24 protein-coding genes are annotated in these 26,086 nt (G+C 64.7%); 13 read left to right on the top strand and 11 right to left on the bottom strand.

The genetic code is table 11. The features are described from left to right. Positions 1 to 34: 34 nt before the first annotated feature. Entirely contained in the window at positions 35 to 733 is a 699-nt protein-coding gene (locus K3152_RS00460) for a sulfotransferase family protein (RefSeq protein ID WP_221572152.1), read from the top strand. Here K3152_RS00460 and K3152_RS00455 read toward each other — a convergent pair. Then, entirely contained in the window at positions 730 to 1,353 is a 624-nt protein-coding gene (locus K3152_RS00455; RefSeq protein WP_221572151.1) for a ribonuclease HII, read from the bottom strand. The two genes, K3152_RS00460 and K3152_RS00455, sit on opposite strands and share 4 nt — an antisense overlap. Here K3152_RS00455 and K3152_RS00450 point away from each other — a divergent pair. From K3152_RS00450 to K3152_RS00425, 6 genes are all read left to right on the top strand, one after another. Further along, on the top strand, positions 1,352 to 2,515 hold the full coding sequence (locus K3152_RS00450; RefSeq protein WP_221572150.1) for a PQQ-dependent sugar dehydrogenase: 1,164 nt from the start codon (positions 1,352 to 1,354) through the stop codon (positions 2,513 to 2,515). The two genes, K3152_RS00455 and K3152_RS00450, sit on opposite strands and share 2 nt — an antisense overlap. Positions 2,516 to 2,564: 49 nt before the next feature. Next, complete coding sequence (locus K3152_RS00445; protein ID WP_221572149.1) at positions 2,565 to 3,107, top strand: GNAT family N-acetyltransferase; 543 nt, start codon at positions 2,565 to 2,567, stop codon at positions 3,105 to 3,107. Positions 3,108 to 3,168: 61 nt separating this feature from the next. Next, positions 3,169 to 3,717, top strand: coding sequence for a DUF1285 domain-containing protein (locus K3152_RS00440; RefSeq protein WP_221572148.1), 549 nt, complete (start codon positions 3,169 to 3,171; stop codon positions 3,715 to 3,717). Next, on the top strand, positions 3,714 to 4,307 hold the full coding sequence (locus K3152_RS00435) for a CoA pyrophosphatase (RefSeq protein ID WP_221572147.1): 594 nt from the start codon (positions 3,714 to 3,716) through the stop codon (positions 4,305 to 4,307). The genes K3152_RS00440 and K3152_RS00435 overlap by 4 nt, the downstream gene beginning before the upstream one ends. A gap of 20 nt (positions 4,308 to 4,327) precedes the next feature. Beyond that, positions 4,328 to 5,503 carry a CCA tRNA nucleotidyltransferase gene (locus K3152_RS00430; RefSeq protein ID WP_221572146.1) on the top strand — a complete coding sequence of 392 codons (1,176 nt, stop codon included), beginning with the start codon at positions 4,328 to 4,330 and terminating at the stop codon, positions 5,501 to 5,503. Positions 5,504 to 5,557: 54 nt separating this feature from the next. Then, positions 5,558 to 7,408 carry a hypothetical protein gene (locus K3152_RS00425; RefSeq protein WP_221572145.1) on the top strand — a complete coding sequence of 617 codons (1,851 nt, stop codon included), beginning with the start codon at positions 5,558 to 5,560 and terminating at the stop codon, positions 7,406 to 7,408. Here the strand turns inward: K3152_RS00425 and K3152_RS00420 are convergent. The 3 genes from K3152_RS00420 to K3152_RS00410 are packed head-to-tail and all read right to left on the bottom strand — an operon-like array spanning position 7,397 to position 14,506. Next, the gene (locus K3152_RS00420) at positions 7,397 to 7,816 is read right to left on the bottom strand and encodes a hypothetical protein (protein WP_221572144.1); all 420 of its coding nucleotides are present in this window, start codon (positions 7,814 to 7,816) and stop codon (positions 7,397 to 7,399) included. The genes K3152_RS00425 and K3152_RS00420 overlap by 12 nt on opposite strands. A 1-nt stretch (position 7,817) precedes the next feature. Next, the gene (locus tag K3152_RS00415) at positions 7,818 to 13,319 is read right to left on the bottom strand and encodes an AAA domain-containing protein (RefSeq protein WP_247713091.1); all 5,502 of its coding nucleotides are present in this window, start codon (positions 13,317 to 13,319) and stop codon (positions 7,818 to 7,820) included. 2 nt (positions 13,320 to 13,321) lie between these two features. After that, the gene (locus tag K3152_RS00410; protein WP_221572143.1) at positions 13,322 to 14,506 is read right to left on the bottom strand and encodes a M48 family metalloprotease; all 1,185 of its coding nucleotides are present in this window, start codon (positions 14,504 to 14,506) and stop codon (positions 13,322 to 13,324) included. 305 nt (positions 14,507 to 14,811) lie between these two features. Between K3152_RS00410 and K3152_RS00405 the strand changes: the two genes are divergently transcribed. Next, positions 14,812 to 15,339 carry a hypothetical protein gene (locus K3152_RS00405; RefSeq protein WP_221572142.1) on the top strand — a complete coding sequence of 176 codons (528 nt, stop codon included), beginning with the start codon at positions 14,812 to 14,814 and terminating at the stop codon, positions 15,337 to 15,339. Positions 15,340 to 15,424: 85 nt separating this feature from the next. On the opposite strand, the gene K3152_RS00400 is transcribed toward K3152_RS00405, so the two are convergent. Genes K3152_RS00400 through K3152_RS00390 form a run of 3 tightly spaced genes read right to left on the bottom strand, consistent with a single transcriptional unit; the run spans position 15,425 to position 19,437 of the window. Continuing rightward, entirely contained in the window at positions 15,425 to 16,213 is a 789-nt protein-coding gene (locus K3152_RS00400) for a hypothetical protein (protein ID WP_221572141.1), read from the bottom strand. Between the two features lie 27 nt (positions 16,214 to 16,240). After that, the gene (gene parC, locus K3152_RS00395) at positions 16,241 to 18,535 is read right to left on the bottom strand and encodes a DNA topoisomerase IV subunit A (protein WP_221572140.1); all 2,295 of its coding nucleotides are present in this window, start codon (positions 18,533 to 18,535) and stop codon (positions 16,241 to 16,243) included. A 59-nt stretch (positions 18,536 to 18,594) separates the two neighbouring features. After that, a complete protein-coding gene (locus K3152_RS00390) occupies positions 18,595 to 19,437 on the bottom strand; it encodes an ion transporter (protein WP_221572139.1) in 843 nt (280 codons plus the stop codon). Between the two features lie 75 nt (positions 19,438 to 19,512). On the opposite strand from K3152_RS00390, the gene K3152_RS00385 reads away from it, so the two are divergent. After that, positions 19,513 to 20,070, top strand: a complete 558-nt coding sequence (locus tag K3152_RS00385; protein WP_221572138.1) for a type 1 glutamine amidotransferase domain-containing protein — start codon at positions 19,513 to 19,515, stop codon at positions 20,068 to 20,070. 173 nt (positions 20,071 to 20,243) lie between these two features. Then, positions 20,244 to 21,272 carry a DUF4349 domain-containing protein gene (locus K3152_RS00380; protein ID WP_221572137.1) on the top strand — a complete coding sequence of 343 codons (1,029 nt, stop codon included), beginning with the start codon at positions 20,244 to 20,246 and terminating at the stop codon, positions 21,270 to 21,272. On the opposite strand, the gene K3152_RS00375 is transcribed toward K3152_RS00380, so the two are convergent. The 3 genes from K3152_RS00375 to K3152_RS00365 are packed head-to-tail and all read right to left on the bottom strand — an operon-like array spanning position 21,269 to position 23,729. Next, positions 21,269 to 21,595, bottom strand: coding sequence for a 2Fe-2S iron-sulfur cluster-binding protein (locus K3152_RS00375; protein WP_221572136.1), 327 nt, complete (start codon positions 21,593 to 21,595; stop codon positions 21,269 to 21,271). The genes K3152_RS00380 and K3152_RS00375 overlap by 4 nt on opposite strands. Continuing rightward, a complete protein-coding gene (locus K3152_RS00370; RefSeq protein ID WP_221572135.1) occupies positions 21,592 to 22,686 on the bottom strand; it encodes a cysteine desulfurase family protein in 1,095 nt (364 codons plus the stop codon). Before K3152_RS00370 ends, K3152_RS00375 begins: the two co-directional genes overlap by 4 nt. Further along, entirely contained in the window at positions 22,683 to 23,729 is a 1,047-nt protein-coding gene (locus tag K3152_RS00365; RefSeq protein ID WP_221573035.1) for a cysteine desulfurase family protein, read from the bottom strand. Before K3152_RS00365 ends, K3152_RS00370 begins: the two co-directional genes overlap by 4 nt. Positions 23,730 to 23,855: 126 nt before the next feature. Here K3152_RS00365 and K3152_RS00360 point away from each other — a divergent pair, with 126 nt between their 5' ends. Then, positions 23,856 to 24,512 (top strand): alpha/beta hydrolase, encoded by a 657-nt coding sequence (locus K3152_RS00360; protein ID WP_040965597.1) that lies wholly within the window; start codon positions 23,856 to 23,858, stop codon positions 24,510 to 24,512. Between the two features lie 160 nt (positions 24,513 to 24,672). Next, complete coding sequence (locus tag K3152_RS00355; protein ID WP_221572134.1) at positions 24,673 to 25,347, top strand: energy transducer TonB; 675 nt, start codon at positions 24,673 to 24,675, stop codon at positions 25,345 to 25,347. A 21-nt stretch (positions 25,348 to 25,368) separates the two neighbouring features. On the opposite strand, the gene K3152_RS00350 is transcribed toward K3152_RS00355, so the two are convergent. Beyond that, positions 25,369 to 25,578 carry a hypothetical protein gene (locus K3152_RS00350; protein ID WP_221572133.1) on the bottom strand — a complete coding sequence of 70 codons (210 nt, stop codon included), beginning with the start codon at positions 25,576 to 25,578 and terminating at the stop codon, positions 25,369 to 25,371. A 122-nt stretch (positions 25,579 to 25,700) separates the two neighbouring features. On the opposite strand from K3152_RS00350, the gene K3152_RS00345 reads away from it, so the two are divergent. Continuing rightward, a complete protein-coding gene (locus K3152_RS00345) occupies positions 25,701 to 26,078 on the top strand; it encodes a DUF3597 domain-containing protein (RefSeq protein WP_221572132.1) in 378 nt (125 codons plus the stop codon). The last annotated feature ends 8 nt before the right edge of the window (positions 26,079 to 26,086 follow it).

Here is a 26,086-nt window from a genome sequence, read left to right as displayed (position 1 = left end):
AAATCGATGGGTCGCCTCGGAAACGGAGGCTGGAATGGGGCTGGATGTGATCGGTGCAGGTGTGGGCCGGACGGCAACCTTCACGATGAAATTCGCACTCGAGCATCTTGGCTTCGGACCATGCTTCCACATGGCCGAACTGTTCGCCGATGCCCGCCGCCAGGTGCCGCTGTGGCTCGATGTCGTCGAGGGCAGGCCGGATTGGGACGAGATCTTCCGCGGCTTCCGCGCGACCGTCGATTATCCCGGCGCATCCTACTGGCGCGAGCTTGCGGACCATCATCCCGAAGCGAAAATCGTGCTGACCGTGCGCGATGCCGACAGCTGGTTTGAATCGGTGAGCGAGACGATCTTTTCCGACGCGATGCAGGCACACCTGGTCGGCACACCGACGGGGGACATGATGAAGGGCGTCATTTTCGACCACTTCGGTGGCGGGGACATTCGCGACCGCGCCTTCATGACCAGGTGGTTCGAGGGCAGGAATGCCGAGGTCGCTGCGAGCCTACCGGAAGAACGCCTGCTGGTGTTCCATCCCATGGAGGGATGGGAGCCCCTGTGCCGCTTCCTCGAGGTACCGGTCCCGCAGGTGCAATTTCCCCGCGTCAACAGCCGGGACGAGCTGTCGGCGGCCAACGAACAGGAAGGCGGCATGGCGCGCGACGACGATGCCGCCGAAGCTTTCGGCAAGGCCTATATCGAAACCCTGCGGGCGAAGGCCTTCGCGCCCTAGAGCAATTCCATCTGGCTGACCGGCGCGAAGCTGCGGCGGTGCAAGGGCGTCGGGCCGTGGAGGCGCAGCGCCTCCATGTGCATTTTCGAGCCGTATCCCTTGTTGCTGTCCCAGCCGTATTGGGGGTGGGCTTTCGCAGCCTCGACCATGATGCGGTCGCGGTATTCCTTGGCGAGGATGGAAGCAGCCGAGATGCAAGCCTCCTTGCCGTCACCGCCGACGATGGCGCGCGCGGGCCAGCGCCATTCCTCGCGGCGGCCATGCGGGGTCATGTTCCCGTCGATGAGCACCTCGACCGGTTCCTGCCCAAGCGCCCCGACACAGCGCTGCGTCGCCAGCGTCATCGCCAGCATGGTCGCGCCGAATATGTTGAGGCGGTCGATGTCCTCCGGCTCGACCACCGCCAGGCCCCATGCGCAACGCGACTGGATTTGCGGCTCGAGCTTGGAACGCTTGGCAGCGGAGAGCTTTTTGGAATCGTCGAGGCCACCGGGACAGGGCTTGCACAGTACCACCGCGGCAGCGACCACGGGTCCGGCGAGCGGCCCACGCCCGGCCTCGTCCACGCCGATTACCAGCGGGGCATCGCCCAGACCATTTTCGGGAGTAGCTGAAAACATGAAACGCCTTACCGTCCTTGCCGCCACCCTATCGCCTGTTGCCCTGCTCGCAAGTTGCGGCAGCGGCTATTCCACCGGTGAAGAGGCGGGCGAAGCGACTTCCACGCCCGCCCCCATCGAGCAAGACGGTACTCCTTTCTCGATTACCGAGCGCGGCACTTACAACGAGCCCTGGGCCGCGGCCTTCGTGCCGGGCACCGATGTCATCGTGATCACCGAGAAAAGCGGCACAATCAGGGGCAAGAATGTCGAAAACGAGCGCGCCATCTTCTTCGAAGGCGTGCCGGAGGTCGACTACGGCGGGCAGGGCGGGCTTGGCGATGTCGCCTTCCTGCCGAGTGAGGCGAGTTCGGACATCTCGGGCCGCACCATCTACCTCAGCTGGGCCGAAGCTGGACCGGGCGACACGCGCGGCGCCGTCGTCGGGCGCGGCAAGCTCCTGTGCGAGGAACACCAGACCTGCGCCATCACCGGGCTCGACGTCATCTGGCGGCAGGACAAGACCTCCGGACGCGGGCATTATTCGCACCGCATCGTCTTCAGCCCGGACGAGAAATACATGTATGTCGCAAGCGGCGACCGGCAGCAAAAGGACCCTGCGCAGGACCTTTCCAACAATCTCGGCACCATCGTTCGCCTGAACCTCGACGGCACGCCAGCCGATGGCAATCCGTGGGGTGACGACATCTGGTCCTACGGCCATCGCAACATCCTCGGCATCGATTTCGACGCGGCCGGGCGCTTGTGGGAAGTCGAGCATGGCCCCAAGGGCGGCGACGAACTCAATCTCGTGGCGCGCGGCGCGAATTACGGCTGGCCGCTGCGCTCGAACGGCATCAATTACAACGATAGCAATATCCCCGATCACTCGCCCGACGACGGCTTTACCAAGCCCGTGGTCGGCTGGACCCCGGTGATTGCGCCCGGCAACATGACCATCCTCGACGGAACACTGTTCAGCGCATGGAAGGGTGATGCGATGATTTCGGGCCTCAAGACCAAGGCGCTCATCCGCGTGAGCATCGACGGCGAGACCGCCCGCGAAGTCGCCCGCTACGACATGGGCAAGCGCATCCGCTCGGTCATCGAAGGCCCCGACGGAGCGCTGTGGGTGCTGGAGGATGGCGAAGGCGGCAGGCTGCTCGAGCTTCGCCCCAAGTAAGCCGAATTTCATCGACAGGCTGCGCGCGCACGCCTAGTGGCCGCGGCCCATGGCGACACTGGTTCCCCTCTCCGCGGTCGATTCCGTGCTGATCGAGCAATTGCTCGACGCCGCTTTTGGCGAGGGTCGCCATGCGCGCACCGCCTATCGCATCCGTGAGGGCAGCGACTGGCTCCCCGGCCTCAGCTTCGCCGCGCTTGACGAGGAAGACTATCTCGTCGGCTCGATCCAGCTATGGCCGGTCGCGCTGACCGACCCCAAGGGCCGCCCGCACCCGATCATCATGGTGGGACCGGTTGCGGTCATGCCCGGGCGGCAGGGCGAAGGTTTCGGCAAGGCGCTGATGGCGGCGAGCCTCGGCGCGATAGACGCGGCCTTCGAGGACGGCGCGCCGCCCTACCCGCAGGTGCTCATCGGCGATGCGGACTATTACGGCCAGTGGAACTTCACTGCCGAACATACCGGCGGCTGGCACTGCCCCGGCCCCTTCGAGCGCGAACGGTTGCTGCTCCGCACGGGCAATCCCGTGATCCTCCCGCCCGAAGGAATGCTCGGCCCCTGGACCGAAGAGACGAGCGAAGCCGCGCGCTAGAGAACACTCGCGCGCAGGGACTTGCGCGGCACCAAGACCCGCGCCATCCATTGTCCCTGCAATGGTCTATACCCCGCCCCCCGAACTCGCCGGAATGAGCCTCGCCGACATCGCCGAGGCCGTGGCGGAGCGCCGCCTGCCGCCGGTCGAGCAATGGTCGCCCGAAAATACAGACGACAGCCACATGGTCATCCGCGCCGACGGGACATGGCTTCATGACGGTAGCGAGATTACACGCCCAGCCATGGTGCGCGCCTTTTCCGGCCTGCTCAACCGCGAGGAAGACGGCAGTTACTGGCTGGTCGTGCCCTACCAGAAGCTCTCCATCGAAGTGGAGGACGCCTGTTTCATTGCCACCGACGTGAGCCGGGTGGACGGCGATCTAGCCTTCCGCCTCAATACCGACGAACTGGTGGTGGCCGGTCCCGAAAACCGCCTCCGCGCCGAGGGCGATGCGGAGAAGCCCGCGCTCTACCTACACGTGCGGCGCGGCTGCGAGGCCCGGCTCAACCGCTCGACCTACGAGCAACTGGCGCAAATCGCGCTCGCCGAGGGCGACGACTGGACCGTCACCAGCGGCGGCGAGACCTTCTCGCTCCTGCCCGCATGAGTTCGCTCTTCGACCGCCTGACAGAACTGTTCGAGCAGGGTCACGCCAGCGAACTCGACGGCCTGCTGTCCGATGCGCGCTTTGCCGACCTCGACCGCACCGCCGATGCCGCCGTCCTCATCGCCGTGACCGAGCGCGAGGACCCCACCGTCCTCCTCACCCAGCGCCCGCGCACCATGCGCGACCACCCGGGCCAGGTCGCCTTCCCCGGCGGCAAAATCGATGAGGGTGAGGACGCCGTCGAAGCCGCTTTGCGCGAAGCATGGGAGGAACTCGGCATCGCGCATGAACAGGTGCGCGTCATCGGCACGACCGACCGCTACCAGACCGGCACCGGCTTCGACATCACCCCCGTGCTCGCCACCGTGCCCGCCGACCTTCCCATCCGCCCCGACCCGCGCGAGGTGGAAAGCTGGTTCGAAGCGCCGCTCGACCTCCTCATGGACCGCAGCCGCTGGAACGAGAACGAGGTCTTCTGGAAAGGCGCCAACCGCTGCTATTACGAGATGGACCACGAAGGTTACCGGATCTGGGGCGTAACTGCGGCCATCTGCATCAATCTCTCGCGCCGTCTGGCGTGGCTGGGCTGACGCGGTTAAAGGCACGCGCCATGACGCAATTGCCCCAAGCAGACTGGACCCGGCGCGAAGACCTTGCGCAGCTCATCGCCGCGCTGGGTGCGGACAACACGCGCTATGTCGGCGGCGCGGTGCGCGACAGCCTGCTCGGCAAGGACATCCACGATATCGACTGCGCCACCCCGCTGCTGCCTGCAGAGGTCATCGACCGCTGCAAGGAAGCGGGAATCCGCACCGTGCCCACCGGCATCGACCACGGCACGGTGACGGCAATCCTGCCAGGCGGCAATGTCGAGATCACCACGCTGCGCCGCGATGTCTCGACCGACGGGCGCCGTGCAACCGTGGCCTTCGCGCAGGAGTGGAAGGAAGACGCCTCGCGCCGCGATTTCACCATCAACGCGCTCTATGCCCATCCCGAAACGCTCGAAATCAGCGACTATTTCGGCGGGGTCGAGGACCTTGAGGCAGGCCGCGTGCGCTTCATCGGCGATGCGCGCGAACGCATCCGCGAAGACCATTTGCGTATCCTGCGCTACTTCCGCTTCCAGACCCGCTTCGGCGATGACTGGGACGACGAGGCGACGAGTGCCTGCGGGGAGCTGGCCTCGACGCTGAAGGGCCTCAGCCGCGAGCGGGTGGGCTGGGAATTGCAGAACCTGCTGAACCTTCCCGACCCCTCGCCGACCATCTTCATGATGCGCGAGCTGGGCGTGCTACAGGAAGTGCTGCCCGAAAGCGGCAAGCGCGAGGCAGAGAAACTTGCCGAACTCATCCGCTCCGAGCGCGAATTCGGCGTTGAGCCCGATGCCATGCGCCGCCTCGCCGCGCTACTGCCGCCCGTGCCTGCGGTCGCGGAAGCCGTCTCCGCCCGGCTGCGCCTCTCGCGCAGCCAGCGCGAACGCCTCGCCTGCGTCGCCGCCCGCGACATGCGCGATGGCGATGCCCCGCTGGCGCTTGCCTATTACGAAGGCGTCGATTGCGCCCGCGACCGGCTCTTGCTGACCCGCGCCGACCCCAGTGTGCTCGAGGGCTGGGAAGCCCCGCAGTTTCCCCTGAAAGGCGGCGAAATCGTCGAGCGCGGAGTGGCCAAGGGGCCGCAGGTCGCCAGGACGCTTCAGGCGGTAGAGCGCAAATGGGTCGAGGAAGGTTTCCCGGACCGGACGCGCGTTCTCGCACTGCTCGAAAGCGAACTCGCTGCCCTATAAATCCTTTTGCAACCTCGCCCCTTTATGCGAATATTTAAGGCAAGGGGGTTTGCAATGGGTTTCGCAAGTATCGGCCGCGGGATTTTCGGCGGCAAGGTTTTCGGCAAGAAGAATATCGCCGGCGCCGCGCCGCAGTCGCGCGGCAGCTTCCGCTCGCGCAGCGACGGTAATGCACTCGACCGGCTGATAGCCGACTGTGAGCAAATGTTCGCCTCCAAGGGTCAAAGTACCTATCGCCGCTCGCCTGCCGATTTCGCGTGGGAATTCATTCGCGATATGGCACCTGAAGAACGCGGAGAGTTGCTCGTTGCCGTCACCCGCGAGGAGAACGGGTTGGCCCTGCCCGTTCGCGACAGGACCCCGCGCGAACAGGTGATAGCGAAGGTCCGGGATGACGTGCTGCGATACGATGTCGAGGTGAAAGCCGAAGACCTCGGAGGGTTGCTGTCGTTCCTCACCGGCATCAAGGAGTTTCGCAACGCGTCCTATTACGATGACAAATTCGCCAAGATGCTTGGCTTGATAAACAGCGCCATCAAGCAGGGCGCCTACCTGTCCTCGGGCGATTGCGAGGACATCGCGGCCATGGCAGCGGAAATCCGCGAGAGAGACCGCTATTACAGCAAGTCCGACAAGAAAAAGATGCTCGGCCGCGCCGAGAAGCTGGAGAAGCTAGCAGGGGTGGAGGTCAGCGCGACCGAACTCCTGATGCAGCGCTGCGAAGGCGCAGAAAACGAGTGGGAGTTCTCCGACGGGGAACGGCCCAATGCGCAGTTCTGGGCGGACTTGCTTGCCGAAACCGCTGTCACGCTCGACGAAATCCGCCGCGAGACGAAGGGCTCGAAAAAGCCCGACTGGGGCAAGAACGCCGCTGCCTTTGCGGAGCACTGGCCTGCCTGCGGCGAGGTCCAGCCCGATTTCGCCAAGTGGAAGGCCAGCGGCCAGCCGGTCGCCGCGCTGAAAGAACACAATGGCAAGCGCAACGGCTGGGCCAAGCCTGCCGCCTATCGCGATTTGCCCGATGCCATCGACGGTGCCGTCGCCTATTCGCGCTATCACTGGGGGAAGGACCAGATACCCGGCCTCGATGTCCTCGCCGACCTCGAGAACCCCGCCTGGACCGCACTGGTCGAACAACTCATAACCCAGCGCCGCTCGCCGCGCGCGACCAAGGCATGGAACAAGGAAACGCTTGGCCTCGCCGAGGCGGTCGGGCTGGAAGAGGTGGAAGAGCGCGTGCACGCGTGGCTCGAACTGTTCCACACGCCCGCGCTGGGCCGCGAAGGTTATACGAAAGTCTGCAATGGCGAGCGTTTCGTCAGGGCCATCGAGGAGCTGGAAAAGACCCATCCCGAATGGCCGCAAGAGCATGCGGACGACATCCCGGCGCTGGGACGCGCGATCGGCATCGTCGTCGCCAGCGGCGACGGACAGGCATCGGGGTTGTCTTTCGTTCTGCGCCCAAGCCTCGTCCGGCTCGACGACCACAGCTACAAGGGAAATACTTTTACCACCGGCGTGCTCGACATGCCCAATCCTAGTTACAAGGCAGCCAACGGCGCCAGCCACTATGGCGGGCTCGGCGGCTGGCTCCGCCTGAGCGTCGAGAACGAGGATTTCCTGCGCGGCGTTATTTGGCTGACCGCACTGTTGCCCGACCGCGCGCGCGCCATTGAGAGCCTAGAGAAAACCGCTCTTGGCGCCGGGACCTATATCAGCTTCGGCGACGACGGGATGCGCTCCAAGGTCATCGCCAATGCGGCAATCGCCACGCTCATCGGCATGGGCGGCGATGATATCGGCCACTCGGTCCTGCGCCTGTCGAGCAAGATCGAGCACCGGTCGGTGCAGGCGCCCTTGGTAAAGCACCTCAATGACAGCCGCAGTTCCGGTTCAACCCAATAGAGGAAAGAGCGTCACACCCAGTGCGGCGACCATCATCGGCGGGACGACCAGCGCGTTCCCGCCGCGCATTTTCCCGATGATTGCGGCAAGCCCCATGCCGATGGCCACGACCAGCAGGTAGGGCTGGAAGTCGAACCACGGCAGCAGCGCGATGAACAGCTTTGCCACCCCGCCCGGTATCATCCCCTTGGCCGCCGCGAGGAGGAAAAGGATGAAACCTGCTCCCCACCACACCAGCATTCCCGGTGTCAGCGTTCCGAACAGGATGGTTGTCACCACGCCGACCACCAGCAGGATGCCAAGCAGGACGTTGGGCACGGTCCCGCTGCGAAGGTTGGCCACCAGCAGCGGCACGAAGCAGGCGAAGAGCAGCGCCGCCTTCACCAACTGAGGGTCGAGCGCATCCATCTCAGCCGAACTCCTCGTAGCCCTTGCGGGTCTTTTCGAGCACCAGCTTGTTCATCTCGCGCCGCGCGCGGTCTTCGTCCTCGAAGCTCTTCACCACGCGCTGGCCCTTGGTGCCGACGCGGCCGAACTCGACCGTGAGGTCGGTCCCCTCTACGCCAATGCGCCAGAACTTGTTCGAGGCGCCCGCGACGAGGCGGTATTCGGTCATGCCGCCTGCCTGTTCGGGCTCTGGCGGCTTCGGCGGTTCCGGCTCGCCCGGCGCAGTCGCCGGGACCGACACCGGCGCTGGCCTGGGCGGCGGCGCGGGCTGCGAGGTGCCCGCCAGCGGGTCGCCGTCGGCGAGGTCCCAGCTCGAGCGTTTCAGCTCCTGCTCGATACGTTCGATGACCGGTTCGCGGGCGCGCAGCCAGCTTGTCACCGGCACATCGACCACGCGCCAGCCGAAGGCGCGCAATATGCCGGGGCGGAAGACGAAGCGCTCCTCGATAGAAGCTTCTTCCGTGCCTTCGCGGTCGAGCAGCACGCCGAGCGCGTAGCCTCCGCCCTTGGGGTCGACCACGGCGATGTCACAGCGGAAGCTCGCCCCGCCGACATGCTCGTGCACCTCGTGTCCGCGCGCGCGCAGCGCCTCGGCAATCGCGCTGCGCACCGGGTCGGGCGGCAACCCGGCATCGAAGGTCCGCGCGGCATCAGGATTGAGCGTGCCGAGCACCGCCTGCGCGCTGTCATGCGCGCCCGCCGATTGCGCCTCGGCAAAGGCAAGGAAGCTGCGCAACGCCCGCGCGCCGTCATTGTGGATGTTGGTAATCTGCTCGGGCTGGATCGAGCTGACGATGGCCATGTGGCGCTTGGCACGGCTGAAGATGACGTTCAAACGCTTCTCGCCGCCGCGCTGGTTGATGGGTCCGAAATTCATGACCATCTTGCCCTCGCGGCCCGGCGCGTAGCAGACGCTCATCAGGATGATGTCGCGCTCGTCGCCTTGCACGTTTTCGAGGTTCTTGACGAAGAGGCCGGCGAACTGGCCGTCCTCCTCGCGCTCCATCTCGCGGGTCAGCGCCGCGCCGAAGTCCTTGTCCTCGTTCGCCAGCCGCTCGAGCGCGTCCTCGATCTCGGTCTGCTGCGCTTCGGAAAAGGCGACGATGCCGATGCTCTGCCCGGTCTCGCGGGCGAGCAGGTCGCGCACCAGCCCGGCGATATAGCGCGCCTCGGCCAGGTTCGAGCGGCGGTCGTAGACCCCGTCCTCCATCCGGTGCGCGGTAATGGGCGCGGAGAGCAGGCGGTTCGCGCCCTCGGCCCACGCTTCCTCGCTGTCGGATTGCACCGGCGCGCTGCCCTCATGCTGCGCGCGCAGGGTGCGGTCGGGAATGGTGACGAGCTGGCCGGCATAGAAAGCCGCGTTGGAGAAGCTGATGAGCGCTTCGAACCGGCTGCGGTAATGCCATGCCAGCAGGGTCGCAGGCAAGTTGCGCGCGGCCTGCGAGAGCAAGCTGTCGGCGTCGAGCACGATGGCAATCTGCTCGCCATCCTCCTCGGCCAACACTTCCATGTCCTCGTCGTTGAGCGTCGCGGAGAAGAAGCTGGTCGGCGGCAGCTGCATCTCGTCGCCGACGATGACCACTTGCCGCGACCGGCACAGCGCAGGCACGGCGTCCTCGGTGGGTATCTGGCTGGCCTCGTCGAAGATGACCACGTCGAACAGTTCGGGCTCGAGCGGCAGCGTGTCGGAGACCGAGAGCGGGCTCATCAGCCAGATGGGCTTCAAATCGTTGACCACGCGCCCGCTGTCGCCGCTCGCCATTTCGCGGATGGACTTATAGCGCATCGACTTGCCGAACTCGTGCTCCAGCTCGCGGCGGCCGGTGGCGTAGACCTTCTTGAAGGCCCTCCCCTCGTTGTCGAGCTGGGTGACCGAGGTTTCGGACAGCTTCACATTATCGCGGAATTGGCGGTGGAGCGTTGCGCGGATGGCGGCGGCATTCTGGTCGCGCAGCAGCTCGCGCGCGGCGCTGGCACGGCGCGAGAGGGCAATCATGCGGTCGATGTCGAAGCGGCGGATGTCGGGATTGGCCCGCTCGCGCGCGGCGATGGCCTCGTCGATCACCAACGCCTCGATTTGAGCCAGCGGCTGCGCCATGGAGGTGAGCACGCCCGCCACGCGGCGGTCGGCGCCGTGGACCTCGGAGAGGAAAGGCAGCAGGTCGGGCAGATCGTCGAGCGCCTCTCGCAAATCGCGCAGGAGTTCGGCCAGCTCGTCGAGCGTCAGCGTGTCGATACCGGCAAGCGCGCCGTCCAGCGCCTCGCCGAGCGCACGAATGGCAGGAGCGCCCTGCCCGAGGCGCGCCAGCGCATGCGCACCGTCGCCGCTCTTCGAGAGAGCCGCGACCTTGGCAGGCGCGCCGTCCTGCGCGGTGTCGGCGAGTTCCTGCCTCAATTCGAGCAGGCCGGGCAGGTCCGATGTGCCGAGTCGTGCCTGCACCTCGCCCTGGGCTTCCTCGACCGCCGCGGCGGCCTGGTGGCGTGCTGCGAGGAGTTCGAGCACGGCGGCAATCTTCGGCTTCACCGCATGGGCAGCAAAGTCATAGCGAGCCTGCACGGTCTTCTTAAGCTCGCGCCACGGGCCGCTGAAGAAGGAGAAGAGCGAGCCTTCCTTGGCGCGCGCGAGTTCGAGACCGGCGGCGGTATCGGCGGGTGAAAGCGGCTCCTGCCAGCCCTTGGCTTCCCCTGCCGCAGCCTTCTCGCGCGCTTCGAGCGTCGCAATCCGCGCAAGGTCGCCCTGCAGCGCCTGCGAGGCGGGCGAGAGCGGGTCGAGCAGGCCGGGCGTGGTTGCAAGGCCGGTCGCAACCATGCGCTCGGCGAGCGTCAGCGCGGAGCGCGCTTCGGCAAGCGGGGTCGCGCCCGAAAGCGGGAGCTGGCTGTCCTCCACCAGCGGGTCGAGCCGCTGGAGCTGGTTCTCGGCAGCAAGGATGGCCGCCTCCAGAACCGCATAGGGCCGCTCGCCCTGCACCAACGCGGGCGCGAGACGGGCGAAGGGGTGGCTGGCGAGGTCGCTCACGCCGATGATTTCGGACAGCGCGCGGAAGACGCGGTCGGCCATCGGGCGGGCGGCGTCCCACGCGCCGAGACCCGGAAGCGTCTCGCGCTCGGCAGCCCCCACGCCCTGCGGCGCGGGCGGCAGGGCAGCAGCGCGGCGGACGAGGTCGCGCAAGGGTATCTCGCCCTCGGTGTCGCTGGCCCCCACGGCCTTTTCGAACGCCGCAAGCTGGGAGACATGTTCCTCCAGCGCCGCGACGGTGCGCTCGCGCTCGGCCCTTGCCTCTTCCAGCCCGTCGGCATTCTTGCCCCAGCGCTCGTAATGGTCGCGCAGGTCGGCGATGAATTCCTTCTTGTCGTCCTGGCTGTCGTGGATGATGGTCGCGAGGCCGTCGAGCCCCGCCTGCCCCAAGCGGTGGAACACCACGTCGAGCGCGGCGCGCTTCTCGCACACGAAGAGCACGCGTTTGCCCTGCCCCGCATAGTCGGCAATCAGGTTGGTAATCGTCTGCGACTTGCCGGTGCCGGGAGGGCCCTGGATGATGTAGCTGCGCCCCGTGCGCGCAAAGGCGACCGCCTGTTCCTGCGTCGCGTCGGAGGCGACCACGCCCCATTGCTCGGCAGGGGCAATCGGCGGCGGCGCGCCTTCGGTAAAGGGGCGCGGCTCGATGGAGAAGACCTGGTCGAAAGCGGGCTGCGTCTCGGGCGTTTCGATGAGCGCGTTGTAGTCGCGCACGAGCGACATCTTCTTGTAATTGAAATTCGCCAGCGTGACCTGCGTAAGGTCGATTTCCCAGCTGAACTTGTGGCCCGCGCCCTTCACCGTGCCATAGGTTTGCGCCTCGGTTTCGGCGACCATCAACTCGCGCTTCGGCTGCGCCCTGCCCCCTGAGGCCACGCGCTGCGGCAGCGGGTCGGGCTTCACGAATTTCTCGAACAGGGCGAGGCCGAGCGGACGGTAATCGTCGCGCGAATAGCTGAAATCGGCCTTGGCGCTGATGGTCTGTTTCGAGCCCGAACGGCGGCGGTTGAACTTGTTCACCCGCTGCACCGCGCGGCGCAGGATCATCTGGATTTGCGGCCGTTCCTGCATCTCCAGCCGTACGCCCGGCTCGCTCTCGTGGATTTGCGCGCGGATGGCCTGGTGGATGGCGTCGATGCTGGTTTCGGTGAGGTCGACCGTCTCGGGCAGTTCGATATCGTAGAGCTGGCGCAGCATATGGCGCAGTGCCGGATTGAACTCGGCAATCGGCTCCGCGCAGGTCATCACATAGCGGTCGCGCACGCCCTTGCGCTTGGTCACCTCGACCGGCAGCCACAGCAGCGGCGAAGTGATGCGCTCGTTGGGCGCTTCCTTGAGGTTGTGCCAGTGCAGGAAGGCGACCGTCAGGCGCAGGCTGGAGAAGCCGTATTCGTTCTTGTTGCGCCGGTTCTCCTGCATGATGCGGTCGAGCTGGCTCGGGATTTGCGGCTGGTCCTCGAAGCGCAGCCAGCGATTGAGTGGCACCTTCGCGCCCGCCAGCACGTCGTCGACGAACTTGCCCTTCCACGTGCACAGCGAATCCGCGCGCACGCTCTCGATACGCATGACGATGGGCATGCTGGCATCGGTGAAATTGATGGAGCTTTGCGTGGCGCGGAAATGGATCAGGCGGTTGCGGCGCGAGAGGTCGAACAACCGGTCGCGCAAATGCGCGAGCACGGCGGCGCGGCGGCCGGGCACGCCCTGCGCCTCCGCCATGACGCGCTCGACCTCGATACCGGCGGGCTGGTCGCGCCATGTGTCGAGCCGGCGCGCGAGTTCGGCGACATCGGTCGCGCGCTCGTGGCGGTTGAGATGCGTCGCTTCGAGGATGAGGGAGGCGATGACCGGATGCAGGCGCGGCGCGATGGCGAAGAGGTTGTCGCGGTTCATCGAGAAGCGCTCGATGTCCTCGAACTCCATCGGGTCCAGCCCGCAGGCCAGGCAGGCCATGACCATGCCAAGCTGGAAAACATCGGTAATCTCGTCGTGATGGCCGAGCTCGGTTTCCCAGTTGCGCAGCTTGGTGATGTAGACCGGCTCGGTCACTTCCACCTCGTCGCCGTCGAGCACGGAGAGGTCGTCGACGCTGGTCCCGCGCTCCTCGTCCTGCGTCACGCGGTAATTGCCGACCAGCTTCAGCGCGCTGGAAACCTGCGGCTGGACGGCATGGATGGCGCGCAGGTTCGAGTGCGGTTGCTCGCCTTCCTTGTTCACCAGCGCCAGCGTGCCGTCGGCGGCCTCGACCACATTGTCGAAGCCGATATTGGCAACCCTGCCCTCTGCGTGGATTTCGGCCACCTCGACCATCAGGCCGAGCATGGCGTGGACGAGGTCGTCGGGCGGCAGCTGGTTTGTCTGCGAGAGCACGTCGCGCAGCGGCTTCACGGCACCTGCCTCCATCGGCGGGGCTGCGGTTTCGGGCTGCGTTTCGGGGGACTGGTCCATGCTCATGCCGCCTTCTCCGCCTGGGCGACGAGCTTGTCGGTCCGCGTCTTGGTCCATTTGAGGTCGCGCCTCAGCGAAGCTTTCAGCCGCTCGGTGGCGCCCATGCTCGCGGCGGTCTTGGCCGCGGCCAGCATGACCACATCGGTCGCGTCGCTATCGGCCATGGCGAGGTCGAACATCAGCGCGATGAAATAGTCGCGCGTGGCATCGTCGATTTTCTCGACCGAGATTTCGGCGAGGTCGAGCCGCTCCTCTCCATGTGCGAAATCGGGGAAGACCGCCTTTACCTGCGTGACGATTTCGTCCGAGCCTTCCTCCACTTCGGATAACATGCGGGCGAGGAAACCACGCGTCAGGCTCGTCAACCGGTGCTGGCCCATCAGGTCGAGGCTCTCGATGGAGAGCGGACCCTGCACACGCGCTTCGAGCCAGTCACCCAATTGCGCGTCGCCTTCCCACCACAGCTTCAGGGCACGAGCGCGCAGGTAGACCTCGGGATGCGAATGGCCTTGCGACTTGCCGCCCTTGGCCTCCAGCTCCTCCGCCTGCCGTAAATAGGCTTCAGGGTCGACCGAGGTCAGCCCGGTCATCGTCTTGACCAGCACGGCGATGGCGGGCGCAGTGTCGCCTGCTGCAATGGCCCCGCCCCGGTCGGCGAAGAGTTCGGTGTAAAGGCTCAGCAGCCGCGCGGTCTCGCGGTGCGCGGGTTTGGCGTCGGCAAAGGACAGCGCCTGGTCGAAGATGCGGCTGGTGCGGTAATGCGCGCCCTCGTCCATCTGCCATAGCAGGTAATGCGACAGTTCGTGCCCCATCAGCGCGAGCAGTTCGGCCTCGGACAGCTTTTCGAGGATGGGCCCGAAAAAGGCGAGATGGACCTCGCCCGGCACATAGAAGAGCGAGGCATTCATCGTGCCGTCGTTAGCCTGGTAGAGCGTGGCGGGAGCGTCGATGCCAAGCCGCTCCATCGCGGTCCTCAGCGCGGCGAAAACCTGCGGATGGCCCGCCTCCTCCAGCCGGTAGGTGTTGCGCAGCATGGTATCGCGCAGTTCGGCCAGTTCCTCCTCGGACATGCCGCCAGAGCCCTTGTCCCACACGGCAGGTTCGTGCTCTGCAAGATAGTCCTGCACGGCGGCATGATAGGACAGCGGCTCAAGCGCGCGCGCCTTGTCCACGGACTGTTCGTTCATCGCGACCCTCGACCCCCCTGAATAAATCGAGCAATATCTATAAGCCGTGGCTGCCTAACCGCCATACCTTAACGGCGGCTTTTTCCATCTTCATCTTCGCTTAAGCTGCAATGCAGCATAAGGGAGCAGCAACGGTTGCACTGCAGCAATCGCCTTGCCATAGAGCGGGCCGCTCCTCGGGAAGGGGGCAAGCGGCCATTGGCGGGGCATCCACTCTCGTTGCCGCTCTCATTATTTAGTTTCGCAACCGCCGCGTGCATCCGCGCGTCAGGAGCGATTGAGTTGAACACGTCTTGGAGATGAACATGAAATTCGCGAAGCTGGCTCTTGCCTCCGTCGCCCTTATCGCAACCCCGGCCCTGGCCAACGGCATCGTCGAAGGCGCCACGGTCACCGGCCCCGAAGGCAACACCGTCGGCACCGTCGTTGCAATCGAAGGCGGCAATGCCATCATCGACACCGGCAAGCACAAGATCCCGCTGCCCGCTTCGATGTATGTCGAAAGCGATGCCGGCCTGACGCTTCCCGCCACCAAGGCGATGCTCGACGGCATGATCGACCAGCAGATTGCAGCCGCCAAGGCACAGCTCGACGCGGCACTCGTTGTCGGCGCATCGGCCATGGCTGCTGACCACGCACCGCTCGGCACGATCACCCTCATCGAAGGTGACGAAGTGACCATCGCGCGCGGCGGCGACGAAACCAACGTCGTTGTCCTGCTGCGCGGCCACTTCACCGCCGGCGACCACGGCCTGATGGCCAAGTACACCAATGCCGAAATCGACGCTGCCATGGCAGCGAACGCACCGGCAGAAGGTGAAGCAGCCGAATAAGCTGCGCTTACGGTTCCCCTGGAGCCACCGAATTTCAGGGTCGCACTGGGCCGGGAGCTAACGCTCTCGGCCCTTTCTTTTGCCCTCAGTGATAATAGACGGTCTGCCGCTTGAGTTCGACCACCGGTTTCTTATCCGGCACCATCGTCCAGTAAACGCGCCACGATTTGCTGTCGTTTCCGGACGGACCGAAGGAGATCTCGACGGTATAGGGTTTGCCGATAGCGATAGGCGGATGCGTTAACACGCCCTTGCTCATGCCTTCCATCTGGCGCTTCTCGACATTGAGGACACTGACGGAAAAGAGCTTGTCTACCGGCAAGCTGGCAAGCGCAGCACGAGGGTCGGAGCAAGCATCACCGCCCTTGTCGCTGCACCTGAGCCTGAAGGACAACGAGCCTTTGCCGGCCGCATCGCTCATCATGCGCCGGAACATTCGGTAGGTCGCAACCTGATAGAAGCGGTTCGCCAAATAAGCGGCGTTCACGTAACCTTCCGCTGTCGCGCACGACGCAAGTGTAGCGCGTTTGCCCGGCTGCAGCACCACGAGGTCTTCGGTCTCTTGCATATCCTTTCGGATGAATTCGCCGTCAGGCGTACCCGTCAGCGTAACCCAGAAGCGCTTGCGTAAGCAGGTGTCGGTGCCAATTGGCTGCGCGCGGCCGAGAAAGGTGGCGCGCCAAGTGTCGGGCGGGCCCCACAATGGCTGGACAGTGGCATCCACGACTTCGCGTGCGGTTGCCGGCTCGAGCAGTAATTCGACCAGCCCCGATGCATCGCGCGCATCGAGCTTCTCTTTCGTCAACGGTTCGCCAGCCAACGAAGGTGTAGCTGTCAAAACGGCCATGAAGGCCAGAACCTCACTTGAGCGCATGAGAAAAAGCTCCCTTCCTGAAGGAGCTTAGCCGAATTTGTTGTCGCGCGGGAAGCCTTGCGGCGGGAGACGGCCTGCGCCGCCGCGTGCGACCTTCCATTGCCACATCTCGCTCTCGGTCCGCGTGCGGCCTTCCTTGCCGCCCATGGTCCAGCTGAGGCCTTCTTCCATCGTGAAGGTGGTCGCATCCGACAGCCCGCCGTCGCGGTAGTTCTGCAGCTTGTTGCCCTGCCCCTTGGCGAGGCGCGGCAGTTCTTCGAGGTTGAAGACGACGAGCTTGCGGTTCTCGCCCACCACGGCGACGTGGTCGTGGGCCTTGTCGATGGGCCGCGCAACGGCGAGCTTCACATCGCCCTTCACATTCATCACCTGACGGCCCTTGCGCGTCTCGGCGAGCATGGCGTCGGTGCCGACGGCAAAGCCCTTGCCATTGGTGGCCGCGAGCAGGACTTCCTGCCCCTCGGCATGGACAATGACCGAGACGATCTGCGTCTGCCCGTCGATGTCGAGCGTATTGCGGACCGGCTCGCCGAAGCCGCGCGCGCCGGGCAATTTGTCCGCGCCAAGCGTAAACACGCGCCCGTCGTTGCCGATGAGCAGCAGCTTGTCGGTGGTCTGGGCGTGGAGGACGAAGGCCGGGCCGTCGCCTTCCTTGTATTTGAACTCCTGGTCGAGCGGCAAATGTCCCTTGGCCCCGCGTATCCAGCCCTTCTGCGACAGGATGACCGTGACCGGCTCCTTTTCGATCATCGCGTCCATGCTGAATTCGACCGCCGGGGCAGCCTCTTCGATGGTGGTGCGGCGGCGGCCGAGGTCTGTGTCTTCGCTGTACTCCTTGCGCAGCGCATTGAGGTCGCGCTTGAGGCGCGTGCGCTGGCGGGCCGGGCTGCCGAGCAGCTTTTCCAGCTCGTCCTGCTCCTTGAGCAGCTCGTCCTTTTCATTGCGCAGCTGCATTTCTTCCAGCTTGCGCAAGCTGCGCAGGCGCATGTTGAGGATCGCCTCTGCCTGCCGGTCGGTGAGCTTGAACTCCTCCATCATCACAGCCTTGGGCTCGTCCTCGGTGCGGATAATCTCGATCACGCGGTCCAGGTTGAGGAAGGCGATGATATAGCCCTCGACCAGTTCCAGCCGCCGCGCGATCTGGTCCAGACGGTGCTGGCTGCGGCGCTGGAGGATGTCGATCTGGCTGGCAATCCAGTTGTCGAGCAGTTCCTTCAGCCCCATCACCATCGGCGTGCGTGTGCGGTCGAGCACGTTCAAGTTCAGGCCGAAGCGCGTCTCCATGTCGGTGAGCTTGTAGATGCTCTCCTTCAGAAGCTCAGGGTCGACATTGCGGCTGCGCGGCACGAGCACGATACGGATCTGCTCGTCGCTTTCGTCGCGCACGTCTTCGAGGATGGGCAGTTTCTTGTCGGCAATCGCGGCGGCGATCTGCTCGATCAGCTTGCCCTTGGCGACCTGGTAGGGAATTTCGGAGATGACCAGCTGCCATTGTCCGCCGCCCAGCCGCTCGATACCGGCAGCCTTGTCCTCGTCCTTCTCCGCCTCGGCCGCATGGAAGCGCCCGCGAACACGGAAAGACCCGCGCCCGGTTTCATAGGCGTGGCTGATCACCTCGGCGCTTTCGGGGACGACCCCGCCGGTTGCGAAGTCCGGACCCTTGAAGATTTCCATCAGCCGCGAATGCTCGACGTGAGGATTGTCGATGACTTCCAGCGTCGCATCGACGATCTCGGCGACATTGTGGCTCGGGATGTTGGTCGCCATGCCGACTGCAATCCCGCTCGCGCCATTGGCGAGCAGGTTGGGGAAGAGGCCCGGCATGATCTCCGGCTCTTCTTCCTCGTTATTGTAGGTCGGGATGAAATCGACCGTGCCCGCGTCGAGACCTTCCATCAGGCGCATGGCCGTCTTGGTCAGGCGGGCTTCGGTGTAACGGTAGGCCGCCGCGTTATCGCCATCGATATTGCCGAAATTCCCCTGCCCCTCGACCAGCGGATAGCGCAGCGCAAAATCCTGCGCGAGGCGGACCATCGCGTCATAGGCCGCGGTATCGCCATGCGGGTGGTACTTACCGATGACCTCGCCCACCACGCGGGCCGATTTCTTGAACCCGCTCGCCGGATCGAGCTTCAACTGGCGCATGGTCCACAGCAAGCGGCGGTGGACCGGCTTCAACCCGTCGCGCAAATCGGGCAGCGAGCGCGCAGTAATCGTCGACAGCGCATAGACGAGGTAGCGCTCGGACAGCGCACTATCGAAAGGCGCGTCGACAATCGCGTCGAACGGATCGGAATCGGGAATATCGGTCACATCGGCCATCCGGCCTTCCTAGCAAGCCGGACGGCCATGCGGGAGACTTCCCCTCGCGAATTCACCGCTTAATCCGCACCTCTTTTCAGTCCGGCGATATCTTCGCGCAGCGCCCGCAATTCGTTGAGGATTTCCTCGCGCTCGTCATGCGCTTCTTCGTCGGTGGCTTCCGCCATGGCGTTGACGATCACACCGATGAACAGGTTGAGGACGATGAAGCTGGTCAGCAGGATGAACGGCACGAAGAAGGCCCAGGCGTAGGGATAGACCTCCATCACCGGGCGAACGATGCCCATCGACCAGCTTTCCAGCGTCATGATCTGGAACAGCGAGTAAAGCGAGGCGCCGAGGTTGCCGAACCACTGCGGGAAGGCCTCGCCGAACAGCTTCGTCGCCATGACCGCGCTGATATAGAACAAGAGCAGCAGCATCACGATGACCGTGCCGATGCTGGGGATAGCGCTGAACAGGCCGACGATGACCTTGCGCATGCTCGGCACCACGGAGATGAGCCGCAGCGCGCGCAGGACACGCAAGGCACGCAGCACCGAGAAGGCGCCCGAGGCGGGCATCAGCGCTACGGTTACGATGGCAAGGTCGAAGACATTCCAGCCATTGCGGAAGAAGCGCCAGCCATAGGCAAAGAGCTTGAGCGCAAGCTCGACCACGAAGATGCCGAGCGCGATCGAATCGAGCGCCACGATCACCGGCCCCGCACTCGCCATGATGGCAGGCGAAGTTTCGAGGCCGAGGCCGAGCGCGTTGATGACGATGACCGCAATGATGAATCGCTCGAAAGCGCGTGTCTCGACCAGCTGCCGCACCTTTTCGCGCAGACCCATTTCGGCAAACTCCGGATAGCAAACAGGCCGCATCGCGCGGCCTTCCTCGCCCTGCCCTACCACCGCCACGCCTCGCCTGTCACGGCGGAACGTACGCCCCTGCCCGCTCGTTGCACAGGTAACACGAAATCAAGGAGTTACCTTATGACAAAGCGCATCATGATCCTCGCCACCAACGGCTTCGAACAGTCGGAACTGATGGAGCCGAAGGCCAATCTTGAAGACGCCGGTTTCGAGACGACCGTGGTCAGTCTCGAAAAGGGCGAGATCAAGGGCTGGAAGGACAAGGACTGGGGCGACAGCGTCACCGTCGACAAGACTGTCGACGAAGTTTCGGACTGTTCGGGCTATGACGCGCTGCTGCTTCCCGGCGGCCAGATGAACCCCGACATCCTGCGCATGAACGAACGTGCGATCGCTATCGTCCGCGAATTCAACATGGCAGGCAAGCCGATTGCCGCCATCTGCCACGCACCGTGGCTCCTCGCCGAAGCCGACCTCATCAAGGGCAAGACGGTCACCGCATGGCCCTCGATCCGCACCGACCTTAAGAATGCCGGCGCAAATGTGGTCGACCAGGAAGCCGCAGTGGACGGCAACCTCATTACCAGCCGCAATCCGGACGACATTCCGGCGTTCAGCAAGGCGCTGATCGAAATGCTGGGTGAGAGCGTCGAGAAGCGCGAGCTCGAAACCGCGTAAACACCTGACAATACAAAGATTTGAAAGGCCCCGTCACCTATGTGGCGGGGCCTTTTACCATGTCCCGCCTTGACCCGACCTCGCGACTCGATACGTTGTAACATAAATCTGGACTTGCGAATGCGGCACAAATGTGGCCATATTGAGGCAGAAATATGGTGAGGAGAGATTCCATGATGAAGCGTTCCCTTTTGCTGGTCGGGATTTCCGGCCTTGCCTTGGCCTCGTGCGGCCAGTCGGAAGAACGTTCGGTTTCAGAGCGCGTGACGAGTGTCGATGTGGAAGCCGCAGACGAGGCTCCGCAGAACGAGTTTGGCTTCGCGCAGGCGATGGAAAGCGGCCCCTCGCTTCCGGGCATCACCCGCACCGCTCCCCCTCCGCCGGCCTCGCCTCCACGGACGAGCGGGGCCCAAAGCGAAGCGATCCCGCCTTCTGCCACCAGCCCGGTCCCCGTCGGCATGCCGCAGGTGGCCTATACTTACGCCTATGGTTTCCGGGTGCCCGCCACCGTCATTCGCCCGATGCAGGAGAAGCACGCCGACATGTGCGAGGCGAAGGGACCGCAGGTGTGCCGCATCGTCTCGATGAATTCGGGCGAGAGCGAAGGCGACTATGCCTATGGCAGCCTGCAAATCGCCATCGCCAGCGGCGAGGCGCGCACCTTCGGCAAGGCGCTTGCCGCCACCTCGCAAGGGATGAAGGGCGAACTCGTCTCTTCCTCGATCCAGGGCGAGGACCTGTCCAAGCGCATCGTCGATACCGAGGCCCGCCTGCGCGCCCGCACCGCGCTGCGCGACCGGCTGATGGAGGTGCTACGCACTCGCAAAGGCACCGTCGCCGAACTGGTCGAGGCCGAGCGCGGCGTGGCGCAGGTGAACGAGGAAATCGACCAGGCGCGAAGCTGGCTCACCGAAATGCGTGGCCGCGTGGCCTATTCGACCATGACGCTCGAATACGAGGCGGGCACGCCGACCGAGGGCGGCTTCCTCGACCCCATCCGCGGCGCATGGGGCAGCCTCGCCTCCATCTTCGGCAATCTTATCGCGCTGATGATGCTGCTGGTGACCGTGGTCCTGCCCATCGGCCTGCTGGTCTGGGGCGCGGTGAAGCTGGTGAGACGGCTGGGACTTACGACCGGCATCGGCAATGACGGCTGGGTTCCTCCGGCAAGCCCGCCGGAAGATGGAGACAAACCCGCCTAACGGCTCATGTCATGGCTTTCGGCGGGGATGGCGACGGTGAGGCCGTCCAACTCCTCGCCCAGCACGATCTGGCAGGACAGGCGGCTGGTGCGCCGCACGCCGGCGGCGAGGTCGAGCATGTCTTCCTCTTCCTCGCTGGCTTCAGGCAACCGGTCGAACCAGTCCTTGTCGACCACCACATGGCAGGTCGAGCAGGCCATCTGGCCTTCGCACGTGCCTTCCAGCGGCATTCCTGCGGCCTGGGCCACGCGCAGCAGGCTGTCGCCGGCCTCGCCTGCCGCGTCGACGCGGTCGCCATTCGAGGTGAGGAACGTGACTTTCATAAGGCCCCTTGCGCCTTGGCCGCCTCGTTGATGGTCTTACCCGCTTCCTCAATTTCCTCGAGCGTTGTGTAGCGACCGAAGCCGAGACGTATCGAGCATTTGGCGAGTTTCTTGGGCAGGCCGATGGCTTCCAAAACATGGCTGGTGCGCCCCGAACCGCTGGCGCAGGCCGAGCCGGCCGAGAACATCACATTGCGACATTCGCTCATCAGGCGGCCGACATCGAGCCCGCCGCCATTGGGGCCGCGCGGACGGACGTTGAGATTGCCGTGGTAGCGCGCCTCCGCGCTGCCGTTGAGTTCCCAGTTCTCGAACACCTCGGTCGCGCGTTTCCAGAGCCTCTGGACGTGTTCGGCGTCTTGCTCCATCCGGTCCTTGGCCTCGGCTGCTGCTGCGCCCATGCCTGCGATGAGCGCAGGGCTGAGCGTGCCCGAGCGCAGGCCGGATTCCTGTCCGCCGCCGGTCTGGACCTGGTGCAAGTCGACCCCGTCGCGCACCCACAGCGCGCCGATACCCTTGGGCCCGTGAAACTTGTGCGCGCTGATGGCAATCATGTCGGCGCCGGTGACCTCGATCTTGCCATAGGCCTGCACCGCATCGCAAAGGTAGAGCGCGTTGTTCTCCTTCGCCTTGCGGTGCCATTCGACCGTGGGCTGGATCACGCCGATCTCGTTGTTCACCTGCATAAGGCAGACCAGCCGCGTGTCGGCGGGCAGGTCCTGCTTCGTGTTGCACTGTCCGTCCTTGGCGACGTTGAGCACGTGGCACTTGCCCGCGTCCTTTGCCGTGTCGAGGACAGCGGAATGTTCGATGGCGGAGACGCTCACCGTACCACCCGAGCCGCTGCCCCTGATGGCGAGGTTGAGGGCCTCGGTTGCGCCACTGGTAAAAATGACCTTGCCGCCTGCCGGGAATAGCGCGGCGACCTGCTCGCGCGCGAATTCGATGGCGGCCTTCGCCTCGCGGCCCATCTTGTGCGGACTATGCGGATTGCCGAAGCCGGTGCCGCCCGGCCCGTCGAGCCAGCGCAGCATGGCATCGCGCGCTTCGGGGGCAAGCGGGGTGGTGGCCTGGTAATCGAGGTAAATCATGCTTTCGCCAATTCTACCCAGACCTCGCAGAAGCGTTCCACTTCCTCGCGCGTTGTGTTCCAGCCAAAGCTGGCGCGGATGGTGCGGTCGGCGATGTCGGGTTCGACCTGCATGGCCTGCAGCACGTGGCTGGTCTTCATTGTGCCCGAGGAGCACGCGCTGCCCTGGCTGACCGAAATGCCCGCCATGTCGAAACGCATCACCTGCGCGCTGCCACTCATCTTTGGCATGGCGATGGCGCGGATATAGGGCGTGGAGTCCGAAAGGCGGTCGGACAGCCACGTGCCGCCGAGGTCGCGGCACTCTTGCGCGAGGCTGTCGAGCGGTTCGAGGATGGCCGGGTCGAGATACGGTTCGCCGCAAGCCTCCAGCGCCGCCGCCATGCCGAGCACGCCAGGCAGGTTCTCCGTCCCGCGACGATAGCCACGCTCCTGCCCGCCAGCCGGTTCGAGCATGGCAAAATCCTTCACCAGCAGCGCCCCGATACCGATAGGACCGCCGAACTTGTGCGCGGAGATGATGGCCATGTCGCAGGGCGGCAGCGGCAATTTCCCGGCACTCTGCGCGCAGTCGGCTAGCAACAGGCCCTCCGCCTGCCCGACGACACCGGCAATCGCGGCGAGGTCCTGCGCATTGCCGGTCTCGGAGTTGATATGCTGCACCGCCACCAGCGGGCGTTCGCGCTGCACCGCTTCCGTCAGAACCTCGAGGTCGAGCGCACCGTCGGTCCTCACCGGCACACGCTCCGCATCGGGCGCAGCCTTCAGGATGGCATCATGCTCCACCGCCGACACCAGCCGCGCGCCAGCTTTCGCATGGCCCAAAGCCAGCGCCGCCGCCTCGCTCGCGCCGGAGGTGAAGATGACCTCCCCCTCCCAGCCGAGCGCCTGTTTCACCCGCTCGCGCGCGTCCTCCAGCGCCGCTCTCGCCTTGCGGCCTTCGGCGTGCGGGCTCGAAGGATTGGCCCAGAGATCGAAGCCTTCCTCCATCGCAGCGCGCGCTTGCGGGCGCAGCGGGGTGGTGGCGGCGTGGTCGAGGTAAATGCGCGGTTTGACGGGACGTGCTCGAAATAATTGCGAATTGAAGACAAATCCCTATATAGCGCGCAACTTCGCGTGAAGCCCTAACAGGCCGCGCACCTCACATTTCTGCCAGGGTACATCTCCCCCATGCCGACCGTCATCTTTCCCGGCCCCGAAGGCCGTCTCGAAGGCCGTTTCTCTCCCGGACCCCGCCCGCGCGCGCCCGTGGCGATGATTCTCCACCCGCACCCGCAGGGCGGCGGCACGATGAACGAGCAGATCACGCAGCGGCTCTACAAGACCTTCGTCAACCGCGGGTTCGCGACCCTGCGCTTCAATTTCCGCGGCGTCGGTCGCAGCCAGGGCAGCTTCGACAACGGCATCGGCGAACTGTCGGATGCCGCAAGCGCATTGGACTGGGTGCAGCAGGTCCATCCCGACGCGAGCGTGACGTGGATTGCCGGTGTGAGCTTTGGCTCGCTCATCGGCATGCAGCTGCTCATGCGCCGCCCCGAAATCCGCGGCTGGATTTCGATCGGCGCCCCGGCGAGCATGTACGACTTCTCCTTCCTCGCCCCCTGCCCGGCGAGCGGCATCTTCATTCACGGCGCGCAGGACACGGTGGTCCAGCCCAATGCCGTGACGAAGCTGGTCGAAAAGCTGCGCACGCAGAAGCACATCACCGTGCACCACGAGGAAATCCCGCGCGCCAACCATTTCTTCGAGAACGAGCAGGAAGAGCTGATGAAGTCGGTCGACAATTACCTCGACTTCCGCCTCGACCCGGCCTGCCCCATTACGTGATTGGCTGCTGACAATTCGAGTGAAGGAGGGTCCGGTTTCCGGGCCCTTTTTCGTATCGGCACACCACTCTCGCAGAAACTCTCGGAACAACCTCTCTTGCAATTGAATTGATATGTTGTAACATCAACACAAACTGGAGTCGCAAGGAGAGGAGCCGACCATGTCATATGTCGACCAACACCAAGGGCCATCCGCCGCAGGGCTGGCGAGTTCTGTCATCGTCCAGCTGGCTATCGGGGCCGCGGTCATCACCGGCCTGACCGTGAGTCAGACCATCATCGAGAAAGAGGACGAGGGGTTTGTGGCAGTCCCGCTGAAGGACCCGCCGCCCCCGCCGCCGCCGCCCGAGAAGCAGGAGGTTATCCCCGAGACGCCGGTGATCCCAAAACCCTACATCCCGCCGCGCGAATTCGACTTCAAGATCGAGGAGCCGAAGATCGACTACACAAAGATCATGCCCGACCCGCTGCCGCCTTTGCCGCAGCCGGGCACGATGCCGAAGGCCGAATCCGAGCCGCTCGCGCCGGTGGCAACCTTCGACCCGGTCTCGGCCAAGCCGCGCAACAATCCGGGCGACTGGCTGCGTGACCGCGACTACAAGTCCTCGTGGGTGCGCCGCGAGTATCAGGGTGTCGCAGGGTTCAAGCTCGACATCGCTGCCAGCGGCAAGGTCACCGGCTGCCGTGTGACCAGCTCCACCGGCCATGCCGAACTCGACGAGGCAACCTGCAAGCTCATCCAGAGCCGCGCCCGCTTCGAGCCTGCGCGTGGTTCGAACGGAGAGCCGGTTGCCGGAAGCTTCAGTTCCTCGGTGCGCTGGCAGCTTCCCGAGTAACCTCCTGACTTGGGAGCAAGCTCAGCGCGAGCCCCGTTCGACCTTGTCGAGCGGGGCTTCACCGTCTGCGGTCGGCACGGTCCAGATGGCGACATTCACCAGCGCCACCAGTGCAAGGATGACCATCAGCATCGCGTTCTTCGAATTGCCTGTCCGCTTCCACAGCAGGAACGCGCCCAAGAACAGCAGGATGGCGGCCAGCACCACGACGGAAAGGACAAAGTCGAGCATGTCCGGCTCCTAGCCCTATTCGCAGCATTTGGGAATCCGCTCCGGAACGCGGCTGCACTCCTGCCGTTGATAGTCCGAGAAAGCGGCACCCTGCCGCACCGCATGTTCAAGGGGAGTATTCCATGGGAATTTTCAGCAAGATCAAGGATGCCATCTTCGGCAAGGAAGCCAAGGCCAACGAAGCCCCGGTTGAAACCAAGACCGGCAATGCCTGGGCCGATGCCCCCGTCACCCAGTCGCAGGCCAAGCCCATCGTCGATGTCGAGAACAGCCTCGATTCCATGCCCGGTGCGGACCGGTTGAACTGGCGCACCTCGATTGTCGACCTGATGAAACTCATCGGGGTCGATTCTAGTTACGAGAACCGCAAGGCTCTGGCGACCGAGCTCGGGCGCGAGGACTATTCGGGGAGTGCGGAAGACAATATCTGGCTGCACAAGCGCACCATGCGTGAACTTTCGGCCAATGGCGGCAAGGTCCCGGCCGAATTCCTCGATTGATTTGACAG

The sequence above is a fragment of the Qipengyuania polymorpha genome, from assembly GCF_019711435.1.
In the GTDB taxonomy this organism is placed as follows: domain Bacteria; phylum Pseudomonadota; class Alphaproteobacteria; order Sphingomonadales; family Sphingomonadaceae; genus Qipengyuania; species Qipengyuania polymorpha.
Note: the sequence above shows the minus strand (reverse complement) of the source record. Positions and strands in the feature narration are given on the sequence as shown.

What these genes read in the sequence shown, in the direction of transcription:
- K3152_RS00460 (WP_221572152.1), top strand. Translation starts at nt 35, where the DNA reads ATGGGGCTGGATGTGATCGGTGCAGGTGTGGGCCGGACGGCAACCTTC.
- K3152_RS00450 (WP_221572150.1), top strand. Translation starts at nt 1,352, where the DNA reads ATGAAACGCCTTACCGTCCTTGCCGCCACCCTATCGCCTGTTGCCCTG.
- K3152_RS00455 (WP_221572151.1), bottom strand. Translation starts at nt 1,353, where the DNA reads ATGTTTTCAGCTACTCCCGAAAATGGTCTGGGCGATGCCCCGCTGGTA.
- K3152_RS00445 (WP_221572149.1), top strand. Translation starts at nt 2,565, where the DNA reads ATGGCGACACTGGTTCCCCTCTCCGCGGTCGATTCCGTGCTGATCGAG.
- K3152_RS00440 (WP_221572148.1), top strand. Translation starts at nt 3,169, where the DNA reads ATGGTCTATACCCCGCCCCCCGAACTCGCCGGAATGAGCCTCGCCGAC.
- K3152_RS00435 (WP_221572147.1), top strand. Translation starts at nt 3,714, where the DNA reads ATGAGTTCGCTCTTCGACCGCCTGACAGAACTGTTCGAGCAGGGTCAC.
- K3152_RS00430 (WP_221572146.1), top strand. Translation starts at nt 4,328, where the DNA reads ATGACGCAATTGCCCCAAGCAGACTGGACCCGGCGCGAAGACCTTGCG.
- K3152_RS00425 (WP_221572145.1), top strand. Translation starts at nt 5,558, where the DNA reads ATGGGTTTCGCAAGTATCGGCCGCGGGATTTTCGGCGGCAAGGTTTTC.
- K3152_RS00420 (WP_221572144.1), bottom strand. Translation starts at nt 7,816, where the DNA reads ATGGATGCGCTCGACCCTCAGTTGGTGAAGGCGGCGCTGCTCTTCGCC.
- K3152_RS00415 (WP_247713091.1), bottom strand. Translation starts at nt 13,319, where the DNA reads ATGGACCAGTCCCCCGAAACGCAGCCCGAAACCGCAGCCCCGCCGATG.
- K3152_RS00410 (WP_221572143.1), bottom strand. Translation starts at nt 14,506, where the DNA reads ATGAACGAACAGTCCGTGGACAAGGCGCGCGCGCTTGAGCCGCTGTCC.
- K3152_RS00405 (WP_221572142.1), top strand. Translation starts at nt 14,812, where the DNA reads ATGAAATTCGCGAAGCTGGCTCTTGCCTCCGTCGCCCTTATCGCAACC.
- K3152_RS00400 (WP_221572141.1), bottom strand. Translation starts at nt 16,213, where the DNA reads ATGCGCTCAAGTGAGGTTCTGGCCTTCATGGCCGTTTTGACAGCTACA.
- parC (WP_221572140.1), bottom strand. Translation starts at nt 18,535, where the DNA reads ATGGCCGATGTGACCGATATTCCCGATTCCGATCCGTTCGACGCGATT.
- K3152_RS00385 (WP_221572138.1), top strand. Translation starts at nt 19,513, where the DNA reads ATGACAAAGCGCATCATGATCCTCGCCACCAACGGCTTCGAACAGTCG.
- K3152_RS00380 (WP_221572137.1), top strand. Translation starts at nt 20,244, where the DNA reads ATGATGAAGCGTTCCCTTTTGCTGGTCGGGATTTCCGGCCTTGCCTTG.
- K3152_RS00375 (WP_221572136.1), bottom strand. Translation starts at nt 21,595, where the DNA reads ATGAAAGTCACGTTCCTCACCTCGAATGGCGACCGCGTCGACGCGGCA.
- K3152_RS00370 (WP_221572135.1), bottom strand. Translation starts at nt 22,686, where the DNA reads ATGATTTACCTCGATTACCAGGCCACCACCCCGCTTGCCCCCGAAGCG.
- K3152_RS00360 (WP_040965597.1), top strand. Translation starts at nt 23,856, where the DNA reads ATGCCGACCGTCATCTTTCCCGGCCCCGAAGGCCGTCTCGAAGGCCGT.
- K3152_RS00355 (WP_221572134.1), top strand. Translation starts at nt 24,673, where the DNA reads ATGTCATATGTCGACCAACACCAAGGGCCATCCGCCGCAGGGCTGGCG.
- K3152_RS00350 (WP_221572133.1), bottom strand. Translation starts at nt 25,578, where the DNA reads ATGCTCGACTTTGTCCTTTCCGTCGTGGTGCTGGCCGCCATCCTGCTG.
- K3152_RS00345 (WP_221572132.1), top strand. Translation starts at nt 25,701, where the DNA reads ATGGGAATTTTCAGCAAGATCAAGGATGCCATCTTCGGCAAGGAAGCC.